The organism is Aeromonas intestinalis (assembly GCF_054052485.1).
Window position 1 is genome coordinate 68161 of sequence record NZ_JBSTYK010000003.1, and the last position, 9224, is coordinate 77384.

At 63.1% G+C, this 9224-nt stretch carries 12 protein-coding genes; 7 read left to right on the top strand and 5 right to left on the bottom strand.

What is annotated here, in order from left to right; translation table 11 throughout:
- The first annotated feature begins 27 nt into the window (after positions 1-27).
- Together ACW5W7_RS04635 and ACW5W7_RS04640 are read left to right on the top strand one after the other, a co-directional pair.
- Positions 28-1044, top strand: a complete 1017-nt coding sequence (locus tag ACW5W7_RS04635) for a response regulator (RefSeq protein WP_456500916.1) — start codon at positions 28-30, stop codon at positions 1042-1044.
- 55 nt (positions 1045-1099) lie between these two features.
- Entirely contained in the window at positions 1100-1531 is a 432-nt protein-coding gene (locus ACW5W7_RS04640) for a PAS domain-containing protein (RefSeq protein ID WP_349918036.1), read from the top strand.
- 66 nt (positions 1532-1597) lie between these two features.
- On the opposite strand, the gene ltaE is transcribed toward ACW5W7_RS04640, so the two are convergent.
- The 3 genes from ltaE to ACW5W7_RS04655 all read right to left on the bottom strand — a co-directional run bounded on the left by ltaE (position 1598) and on the right by ACW5W7_RS04655 (position 3940).
- A complete protein-coding gene (gene ltaE / locus ACW5W7_RS04645; RefSeq protein WP_456500917.1) occupies positions 1598-2614 on the bottom strand; it encodes a low-specificity L-threonine aldolase in 1017 nt (338 codons plus the stop codon).
- A gap of 86 nt (positions 2615-2700) precedes the next feature.
- On the bottom strand, positions 2701-3411 hold the full coding sequence (locus ACW5W7_RS04650) for a short-chain dehydrogenase (RefSeq protein WP_456500918.1): 711 nt from the start codon (positions 3409-3411) through the stop codon (positions 2701-2703).
- Positions 3412-3532: 121 nt separating this feature from the next.
- The gene (locus ACW5W7_RS04655) at positions 3533-3940 is read right to left on the bottom strand and encodes an XRE family transcriptional regulator (RefSeq protein WP_456500919.1); all 408 of its coding nucleotides are present in this window, start codon (positions 3938-3940) and stop codon (positions 3533-3535) included.
- Positions 3941-4072: 132 nt separating this feature from the next.
- On the opposite strand from ACW5W7_RS04655, the gene ACW5W7_RS04660 reads away from it, so the two are divergent.
- Positions 4073-4972: an aldo/keto reductase gene (locus ACW5W7_RS04660; protein ID WP_349918041.1), complete on the top strand. Its 900-nt coding sequence runs from the start codon at positions 4073-4075 to the stop codon at positions 4970-4972.
- A 66-nt stretch (positions 4973-5038) separates the two neighbouring features.
- Here the strand turns inward: ACW5W7_RS04660 and ACW5W7_RS04665 are convergent, their stop codons facing one another.
- Positions 5039-5317, bottom strand: a complete 279-nt coding sequence (locus tag ACW5W7_RS04665; RefSeq protein WP_438548389.1) for an RNA recognition motif domain-containing protein — start codon at positions 5315-5317, stop codon at positions 5039-5041.
- Positions 5318-5533: 216 nt separating this feature from the next.
- Positions 5534-6076 (bottom strand): hypothetical protein, encoded by a 543-nt coding sequence (locus ACW5W7_RS04670; protein WP_456500920.1) that lies wholly within the window; start codon positions 6074-6076, stop codon positions 5534-5536.
- Between the two features lie 165 nt (positions 6077-6241).
- On the opposite strand from ACW5W7_RS04670, the gene mepA reads away from it, so the two are divergent.
- The 4 genes from mepA (at position 6242) to ACW5W7_RS04690 (ending at position 9078) form a co-directional block, all read left to right on the top strand.
- Positions 6242-7006 carry a penicillin-insensitive murein endopeptidase gene (gene mepA / locus ACW5W7_RS04675; RefSeq protein WP_456500921.1) on the top strand — a complete coding sequence of 255 codons (765 nt, stop codon included), beginning with the start codon at positions 6242-6244 and terminating at the stop codon, positions 7004-7006.
- A 56-nt stretch (positions 7007-7062) separates the two neighbouring features.
- Positions 7063-7653, top strand: coding sequence for a LemA family protein (locus ACW5W7_RS04680; protein ID WP_456500922.1), 591 nt, complete (start codon positions 7063-7065; stop codon positions 7651-7653).
- 65 nt (positions 7654-7718) lie between these two features.
- Complete coding sequence (locus tag ACW5W7_RS04685; protein WP_456500923.1) at positions 7719-8438, top strand: TPM domain-containing protein; 720 nt, start codon at positions 7719-7721, stop codon at positions 8436-8438.
- Between the two features lie 22 nt (positions 8439-8460).
- The gene (locus ACW5W7_RS04690; protein WP_456500924.1) at positions 8461-9078 is read left to right on the top strand and encodes a TPM domain-containing protein; all 618 of its coding nucleotides are present in this window, start codon (positions 8461-8463) and stop codon (positions 9076-9078) included.
- The last annotated feature ends 146 nt before the right edge of the window (positions 9079-9224 follow it).

Below are 9224 nucleotides of genomic sequence, written 5' to 3' on the forward strand. Positions count from 1 at the left end.
TGCACCTCGCACGGACTGGCCAACACCATGAATGTATTGATATGTGATGACTCGGGTTTTGCCCGCAAGCAACTGATGCGCGCCCTGCCCACCCCCTGGTCAGTGACCCTGCACCAGGCCGCCAACGGCCTGGAAGGGGTGGAGCAGATCCTGATGGGCCATGGGGATCTGGTCTTTCTGGATCTCACCATGCCGGAGATGGACGGTTACGGCGTGCTGGAAACCCTCAAGCAAGAGGGGCTGCGCAACAAGGTGATCGTGGTCTCCGGCGATATCCAGCCGGAAGCCCATCAGCGCGTCATGGCGCTCGGCGCCCTGGATTTCATCAAGAAACCCGCCTCCCCCGAGATGCTGCAAGCACTCCTGCAACGCCACGGCCTGTGGCAGCCGGGTACGGCTCCCGCGGTGGCGGTCACGCCATCCGCCCCCCCTGTCAGCGCCCCGGCCATCTCGTTCACACCGGAGCTCAGGGATGTCTATCAGGAGCTGGCCAACGTTGCCATGGGCCAGGCCGCCAACCTGCTGGCCCAGCTGCTCGACGCCTTCGTGGTGCTGCCCATCCCGAACGTCAACGTGCTGGAGGTCTCCGAACTGCACATGGCCCTCTCGGCCGCCGCCGAGTCGGATACCCTCTCTGCCGTCTGCCAGGGTTTCATCGGTGCCGGCATTGCCGGGGAGGCCCTGCTCCTGTTCCATGATGCCAGCTTCCAGGATCTGGCCCGCCTGATGAACCATCAGGGGGCACTCGATCACAATGCCGAGCTGGAACTGCTGATGGATACCGCCAACGTGCTGATCGGCGCCTTCCTGCGCGGTTACGCCAATCAGCTAGACACCCCCTTCAGCCAGGGGCACCCGGTGGTGCTGGGTCAACACAGGTCCATCCAGGACCTGATCCAGACCAACCAGAGCCGCTGGCGCCGCACCCTGGCCATCGAGATCAACTACCGGATCCAGGGTTATGCCGTGCAGTGCGATCTGCTACTGTTGTTTACTGAAGATTCCATCGCCACCATGAATAACAAGATCATGCACATGCTCTAGGGTCATCACGACCATTGGCAGCATAAATGACCAGACAAGAGAGCAAGGAGTGACCATGGAGATTCGCGAATTTCATTGGCTGATGAACATAGTCCAGAACCTGGATGTGGGGCTGGTCGTGCTCAGCCGGGATTACAAAGTACAGGTATGGAACGGCTTCATGGAGAGCCATAGCGGCCGCCTGGCTGCGCAGGTGCGCGATCAAAGCCTGTTCGAGCTCTTTCCCGACGTGGACAGGGCCTGGTTCGAGCGCAAGGCGAACATGGTGTTCAAACTCAACAACCGCGCCTTCAGTACCTGGGAGCAGCGCCCCTACCTGCTGCGCTTCTCCAACTATCGCCCCATCACCGGCACGGCCCCCCACATGTACCAGAACCTGACCCTGGTGCCGCTGGCCGATTTCGGCGGCCAGGTGACCCACCTGGCCGTCATGATCTACGACGCCACCGACGAGGCGACCCTGATCATGGGCCAGCGTCAGGGCTGAGCCCCCGGCAACAAAGCAGAGGGCGCCCGCAGGCGCCCTCTCTCGTTTCTCACTCATCGACGTGCATCAGGCGTTCACAAATTCGGTGAAGGCGTCGATCACTTCGTCGATGTCGTCATCGGTGATCTGCAAGTGGGTCACCAGCCGCATCTCCCCGTAGCCGGAGAAGAGGATGCCGCGCTCCTTCATGAAGGCGAGCAGTTCCGCGCTCTCCCCCTTCACCAGCCGCAGGAACACCATATTGGTTTGCACCTCGGCAAGATCCAGTTCGATGCCGGGCAGGGCCGCCAGCCCTTGTGCCAGCCGCTTGGCACGGCGATGATCGTCCGCAAGGCGTGCAACGTGCTGATCCAGGGCGAACAAGCCGGCCTGGGCCAGACTCCCGGCCTGGCGCATGCCACCTCCCAGCATCTTGCGCAGTCGCCGGGCCCTGGCGATGAAATCGCCTGATCCCACCAGCAGGGAGCCCACGGGGGCACCCAGCCCCTTGGAGAGACAGACGGAGACGCTGTCGAAGGGGGCGGCAATGGCCGCAACCGGTTCACCGCTCGCCACCACCGCATTGAACAGACGGGCGCCATCCAGATGCAGTGACAGGCCATGGCGGTCGGCGACATCGCGCATCTCGCGCAGGTAGCTCAGCGGCAGCACCTTGCCGTTGTGCGTGTTCTCGAGGCAGATGAGGCGGGTCTGGACGAAATGGGCATCATCGGGGGCGAGGCTCCCCTGCACATCGGACAGCAACAGGGTACCGTCGGCCTGAGTAGGCACAGGTTGCAACGCCACCGAGCCCAGCACGGCAGACCCTTGCGCCTCATAGCGATAGATGTGGGAAGCCGTGCCCAGGATGGCGCCTTCGCCACGCTGGCAATGACTCATCATCGCCAGCAGGTTGGACATGGTGCCGGAGGGCACGAACAGGGCGGCCTCCTTGCCCAGCAGTTCGGCCCCCTTGCGCTCCAGCGCGTTGATGCTGGGATCTTCCCCATAGACATCATCCCCCACCTCGGCGTGCAGCATGCTCTGGCGCATGGCCTCCGTGGGCTGGGTCACGGTATCACTTCGTAAATCGATATAGCGCATGTCATCCTCCTGATGCAGGTGAATGACATTAACCAGACGGGGAGAGGCTGGCAAGCGGCGGGGGAGCGGAATGTGAATCCGGTGACTCACCAGGGAAGGGGGCGGCCCGCCAGATCCAGAAACTGGCCGGAGTGGGCCGGCGTCAGGGTCTCGATGAGGTTGAGCAGCCGCGGCGCCACCTGCGCGGGGGCTTGCAGCGAGGCAGTATCCAGCTCGTGGTGAAACGGCTGCTGCAGGGGGGTGTCCATCGGCCCGGGGTGCACCGTGACGACCCCAGCACCGGGGAAGCGCTGCGCCCACTCCCGCGCCAGCAGGCAAGAGCCCATGTTGAGGGCTGCCTTGCTCATCCGGTAGCTGTAGCGACCAGGGACGCCTTGCGACGCCGCATCTCCGATGCTGCCCGCCAGATCCGAGACAGAGCAGAGCCAGAGGCGAGCATCCGGCGCCATCAGCCGGCTCAGGCAGGCCCCCAGTGCAAGATGGGGCCAGGCATTGACCTGCAGGCTCTCGCAGAGCCACGCGGGATCCACCTCTTCCACCCGCCGCTCCGGCAGGTGACTGAGATCGTGCAGCAGACCGATGGTGTTGATCACCACGCTCGGCAGCCGGGCCTGCTCATAGAGGGTGAACAGGGCATCGAAGGCGAGAGAGTCCACCTCCTGCAGCGGGAAATAGCAGGCGGGATCCAGCCCCCTCGGCAGTTGCCGTCCCGCCAGCAGCCACTCTTCGCCGCGCCTGGCCAGCTCATGTGCCAGCGCCGCGCCCAGTCCGCCACTGCCCAGGATCAGATAGCCCATCTCCATGTCCTTGGATTTGCCCTTTGTTTAGAGGGTATCAGAAGAATCACGGGCCCGAGGCTCCCGCGCTCTCCCGCCTCCTCATCGAGGCTCTGGCGCTTCGCGCGCCATCTCTTCCGGCTCAGGCCTTGTTCAGGTGGCGACCAAACTCCCTGGCCCGGGCCAAGTCCAGAAAACCGTCAGCCTGCTTGTGGCTGCGCAGGAACTGGTAGTAGGCGAGCAGAGTGACGAGCTGCTCCTCATCGGGCAGGGGCTCGGCAGGTAAATGCTCCTGCAGCAAACGGCCCGCCGCTGCCAGCGCTTCTCTATCCACCACCTCGGCCTGGCGGTAGAGATAACCGCAGCCGGTGGCGAGCCACTCCAGGGAGCAGTTGGCCCCCATGGCAATCTGGTTCGCCTTGCCAAGGCCGGGTTCGGCCCCTTTCAGGTACTTGCGGATCAATGCCTCGCTCAGGCCCACCTTGCGGGCGAAGGCGCTCACGCTCCCCGTCCCTATCAAGCTCTGCAGCCGGTCGGCAAACCCTTCCATCTCTCCTCCCCAGAACCAAAGTTCGAATTTGCGCGGGACGCATTATTGCCATGTCCACCGGAAGAGACCAAGATGCAGGCAGTATTTATTTCCCGTATTCGCCCATTTTCCGTTATGTCCCAAGGAGTCACCATGTCCGTATCCCGTCTTGCCCTGCACCCGCAAGGCCCGACCTTCTCCCGTCTCATCATGGGCTACTGGCGCCTGATGGAGTGGCAGCTCTCCCCCGAAGCCCTGCTGGATCTGATGAAGTACCACCTGGATCTGGGGGTGACCACCATCGATCACGCCGACATCTACGGCGGCTACCAGTGCGAGGAGGCCTTCGGTCGTGCCCTGCGCCTCGAGCCGTCCCTGCGCAGCCGGATGGAGATCGTCAGCAAGTGCGGCATCGCCCTGACCGCCAAGCCGGAACATGCCCTCAACCACTACAACACCGGCAAGGCCCACATCATCGCGAGCGCCGAGGCCTCCTTGCAAAAACTCGGCACCGATCATCTTGATCTGCTGCTGATCCACCGCCCGGATCCTCTGCTGAATGCGGACGAGGTGGCCGATGCCTTCGTCACCCTGAAGCAGGCGGGCAAGATCAAGCACGCCGGGGTCTCCAACTTCACCGCCCGCCAGTTCGAGCTGCTGCAATCGCGCCTTCCCTTCCCCCTGGTCACCAACCAGCTGGAGATCTCGCCGCTCCATCAGGAAGGGACGCTGGACGGCACCCTGGATCAGTGCCAGCAGCTGCGCATCAAACCCATGGCCTGGTCCTGCCTCGGCGGCGGCCGCTTGTTCAGCGATCCGGCCTTTGGCCCCCTGCGCGCCGAACTCGAGCAAATTCGCCAGGAAGTGGGTGCCCAGACCCTGGAGCAAGTGGTTTACGCCTGGGTGATGATGCTGCCGAGCCAGCCGCTGCCCCTCATCGGCTCCGGCAAGCGGGAGCGGATCGCGGCGGCCGTAGCGGCCGAGTCCATCGTGCTCAGCCGCCAGCAGTGGTTCCGGATCCGCAAGGCCGCCCTCGGTTACGACGTGCCCTGATCCCGCCTTTCAGACAAACAAAAACGGCATGGAGAGATCCATGCCGTTTTTCGTTATCGAGACGATTCAACGGTGGCGCTGGGGGCGACCACGAGGAGCATCTGTCTTCGGCTTGGCCTGATTGACGGTGATGGTGCGCCCGCCGACCTCGGTGCCGTGCAACCCGGCGATGGCCTTCTCGGCATCCCCGTTGACCGGCATTTCAATGAAGCCAAATCCCTTGGACTGACCGGTATCCCGGTCGATGATGATATCGACCTTGTCTACCTGTCCAAATTGGCTGAACACGCTTGTCAGTTCGTCGGCCGTCATCCGGTACGACAGATTTCCTACGTAAATCTTCATGCCATCCACTCTCGATTCTAGGTGCCTTATCTATGCATCCACCGGCAGGGAAGTAAGGCACAACCCCCTTGCCGGACCAGCCATGGCATCATGCCGTGGCACTCCTCATCCCACAGCCCAAGTCATTGATCTCTTGGGCTATCGGCACGAGAAAGATCATTTCGAATCAGAGGCAGTATCTGAGCTTTATGGCACATTGTCGAGAAAATAGTCAGATCAGGCCGGTTGCAGGCTGGCCAGGATCTCCCCGAAGGCCCGTCGACCATGCCAGGCCCGTTTAAAGCCGAAACGGTAGACACCGGGTTCCACCTCGTGGGTCCCTTCCCTGGTCAGCCTCAGCAGCGCCGTGGTCGCGGCCAGGGTCTCCGTACCGAGCGCCAGATCCAGGCTGAAGTCGAGCCACTGACCGTCATGACCCACCTTGCGATCCCGCGTCATGCCCACCAGCGCCGATCTGGGCAAGGCCAGCGCCTTGTCATCCCCGCCGTTGAGCAGATAAAGATGTTCATCGTCCCAGGCGAGCTCTGCCAGTCGCCAGCGTTGCCAGTTGCGCGGCAGTACCATCATCAGCAGCACGATGCCGCCAAACACCACGCCAACCCAAGGCAGCAACCCCATTTCGGGATAACCCAGCCAGATGGCGGCCACGACGGTGCCAAGGCTCGCCAACAGCAGACAGACCATGATCCCGTAGAAACGCCGCGCCGGTGGCATCAACCAGCACAGCCCCGGCCGTGACGCCAGTTCACTGACTCTCATCTAGATCTCCTCTTTTCATGATTGCCGCGCATTGTGCGTGAGCCTGCCCGTGCGTTGCAACCCGCAGGGCAACGCGGATGACGAGCGCTCGCCTCTGTTGATATGATTGGGGTTATCTGAGCCCACACTCAAGCCCGCACAGCGGGCGCCACGACAGGAGATCCCATGCTCGCTACCGCTATCCTGCTCGCCACCAGCACCTTTTTGACCCCGCCCCTCCCCCTCCAGAGCGAGGCGATTGGCGGCTACGCCGCCGGCTGTCTGAAGGGGTCGATGGCCCTGCCTCTCGAGGGGCCAGGCTATCAGGTGATCCGCAGCAAGCGGCTGCGCTACTACGGCCACCCGGATCTCATCCATTACCTGCAGGGGCTGGCGAACCGGACCAAGATGGCCGGCATGCCGGATCTCTACATCGCCGATCTCGCCATGGCCAGGGGGGGCCCCTTTACCTCGGGCCATCGCAGCCACCAGACCGGCCTGGATGCCGACATCTGGTTCCGGATGGCCGACAGGCCCATCGCCAAATGGGAGCAGGATGCCCCCAAGGAGTGGGCCCTCATCGATGAACCCAGCTACCGGGTGCTGCCCGGGCGTTTCGGGCCCCAGCAGCTCACCCTGCTGCGCCTCGCGGCCGACCGACCCGAGGTGACCCGTATCTTCATCAACCCCGCCCTCAAGGCCGAGGTGTGCAAGCGGGCGGGAGACGAACCCTGGGTCTACAAGCTGCGGCCCTGGGTCGGTCACTTCAGCCACTTCCACGTCCGCTTGCGCTGCCCGGCTGGCAGCCCGGACTGCCAGCCTCAGGCCCCCATCCCCCCGGGCAATGGCTGCGGCGCCGAGCTGGCTTCCTGGCTCAAAGACAAGCCCCAGCTCCCCAAGGTATCGACAAGCTATCGCGCCCCTACCCTACCCAGTCGTTGTGAGGGCTGACCACAAGCTGGTATGGTGTCAGCGCCGAATTAAATACATCCAATGGAGACAACAAGATGGCTACTTCTCTCTGGCGCAAGACCACCCAGAGCCTGTTGATGTTGACCCTGTTGCTGGGGTTGACCGGATGCGGCATGAACAACATTCCGACCCTGGATGAACAGGTCAAGGCAAGCTGGGGGCAGGTGGAGAACCAATACCAGCGCCGCGCCGATCTCATTCCCAACCTGGTGGCGACCGTCAAGGGCTATGCCAGCCACGAACAGGAGACCCTCAAGGCGGTGACCGATGCCCGTGCCCGAGTCGGCAGCCTGCAGGTGAGTGACCCCTCCCAGCTGAAAACCTTCGAAGCCGCCCAGGATCAACTCTCCAGCGCCCTCTCCCGGCTGATGGTGGTGGTGGAGCGCTACCCGGATCTCAAGGCGGATCAGCAGTTCCTCACCCTGCAAGCCCAGCTCGAAGGGACCGAGAACCGCATCGCCGTGGCCCGTCGCGACTACATAGAGGCAGTGCGCCAGTTCAATACCGAGATCCGCACCTTCCCCGGGGTCATCTGGTCGAAACTGCTCTACTCGGATCTCGCCGCCAAGCCGAGCTTCAGCGCCAAGCCCGGTGCCGATGAGGCCCCCAAGGTCAGCTTCCAATGAGCCGAACACCCAGCGGGCCCCGGCCTGCGCCCCTTGCCTCTTTAGCTCCTCGGATGCAACGACTCATGCAGGGAGTGCTGTGGGTCTTGCTGCTCTGGACGACTGCCCTGCACGCCGCCCCCGACTTCCCTCCCTTGACTGGCCGGGTGGTGGACGAGGCAAACCTGATGTCCCGCAAGCAGGCCCACCAGCTCACCCAGCAGCTGGCGGCGTTCGAGAAGCGCAGCGGCGTCCAGCTGGTGGTGGTCTCCATCGACAGCCTGGGCGGCGACACCATCGAAGAGTACGGCTATCAACTCGGGCGTCACTGGGGCATAGGCCAGAAGGGGCAGGACAACGGCGTCCTGCTGCTGATCGCCCAGGACGAGCGCAAGGTGCGCATCGAGGTCGGTTATGGCCTGGAAGGTGCCCTGCCCGATGCCATCGCCGCCAACATCATCCAGACCCGGATCCTGCCCGCCTTCAAGCGGGGTGACATGGTGGCCGGCATCGTCGCTGGCAGCCAGGGCATCATGCAGGCGCTGGCCGGGGAGTATCAGCCTCGCGACACCGCCAGGCAGGAGAAAGGCGGCGGCCCCTGGCTGTTCATCCTGGTGGTGATCGCCATGATCATCCTGCACAACCTGCGCGGCGGCGGGGGCGGAGGTTCAGGTGGTCGTCGCCGTGCCGCCTATCTGGCCGGTGGCTTCGGAGCCGGGCGTTCAGGTGGCGGGTTTGGCGGAGGCGGCGGATTCAGCGGTGGGGGTGGCAGTTTCGGTGGCGGCGGTGCTTCCGGTGGCTGGTAATCGAGGAATAAGAGACAACACGATGATTTCGAAACAGTTCTATCACACCCTGCAGGCCAGGGTGCGACAAGCCGAACAGGCAACGGATGCGGAGCTGGTGACCGTGCTGGCCCCGGCCAGCGATGGCTATCGCTACATTCCGACCCTCTGGGCCGCGTTGCTGGCCATGCTCACCCCACTGCTGGTATTCCAGCTCGGCTTCTGGCTCGGCTGGTACGAGATCCTGCTGGTGCAGTGGTCGGTCTGGCTCTTGTTGAGTCTGCTGTTCCACTGGACCCCCATCAAGATGCGGCTCATTCCCAAGAAGGTGCGCCAGCACAGAGCCTCTCTGATGGCACGCCTGCAATTTGTCGAGCAGGGTCTGCACCGTACCAGGGACCGGTTGGGTGTGCTGATTTTTGTTTCGGTGGCAGAACATTATGTGGAGATCCTGGTGGATGATGGCATTGCCCAGCACATTGACAACGCCCAGTGGCAGGAGATCATCGACGACTTCGTGGTGCGGGTGCGCAACAAGGAGGTCGAGCAGGGCTTCCTCGAATGTGTGGAACGCACCAGCGACATCCTGACCGACGCCTTCCCGGCCACCCGGGATCAGAACGAACTGCCCGACAGCCTGATCATCCTGGACAAGCCCTGATCGGGCTTAAAAAACCGGCATTCTGCTCAAGGGATAGACGCTCGATAAAGATCATGAAAAATAAGGGGAAAAGTGATTGACCCAGCTCAGCCTTTCCCCTACATTACGCCCCGTTCCAGCGCAACGGCGCAACGAACGACGTGGTG

Excerpts from the sequence above, each read along its gene's own strand:
- mepA (WP_456500921.1), top strand. The coding sequence starts at position 6,242 with ATGCTCGCTACCGCTATCCTGCTCGCCACCAGCACCTTTTTGACCCCG.
- ACW5W7_RS04680 (WP_456500922.1), top strand. The coding sequence starts at position 7,063 with ATGGCTACTTCTCTCTGGCGCAAGACCACCCAGAGCCTGTTGATGTTG.
- ACW5W7_RS04665 (WP_438548389.1), bottom strand. The coding sequence starts at position 5,317 with ATGAAGATTTACGTAGGAAATCTGTCGTACCGGATGACGGCCGACGAA.
- ACW5W7_RS04660 (WP_349918041.1), top strand. The coding sequence starts at position 4,073 with ATGTCCGTATCCCGTCTTGCCCTGCACCCGCAAGGCCCGACCTTCTCC.
- ACW5W7_RS04650 (WP_456500918.1), bottom strand. The coding sequence starts at position 3,411 with ATGGGCTATCTGATCCTGGGCAGTGGCGGACTGGGCGCGGCGCTGGCA.
- ACW5W7_RS04635 (WP_456500916.1), top strand. The coding sequence starts at position 28 with ATGAATGTATTGATATGTGATGACTCGGGTTTTGCCCGCAAGCAACTG.
- ACW5W7_RS04690 (WP_456500924.1), top strand. The coding sequence starts at position 8,461 with ATGATTTCGAAACAGTTCTATCACACCCTGCAGGCCAGGGTGCGACAA.
- ACW5W7_RS04685 (WP_456500923.1), top strand. The coding sequence starts at position 7,719 with ATGCAGGGAGTGCTGTGGGTCTTGCTGCTCTGGACGACTGCCCTGCAC.
- ACW5W7_RS04670 (WP_456500920.1), bottom strand. The coding sequence starts at position 6,076 with ATGAGAGTCAGTGAACTGGCGTCACGGCCGGGGCTGTGCTGGTTGATG.
- ACW5W7_RS04655 (WP_456500919.1), bottom strand. The coding sequence starts at position 3,940 with ATGGAAGGGTTTGCCGACCGGCTGCAGAGCTTGATAGGGACGGGGAGC.
- ltaE (WP_456500917.1), bottom strand. The coding sequence starts at position 2,614 with ATGCGCTATATCGATTTACGAAGTGATACCGTGACCCAGCCCACGGAG.
- ACW5W7_RS04640 (WP_349918036.1), top strand. The coding sequence starts at position 1,100 with ATGGAGATTCGCGAATTTCATTGGCTGATGAACATAGTCCAGAACCTG.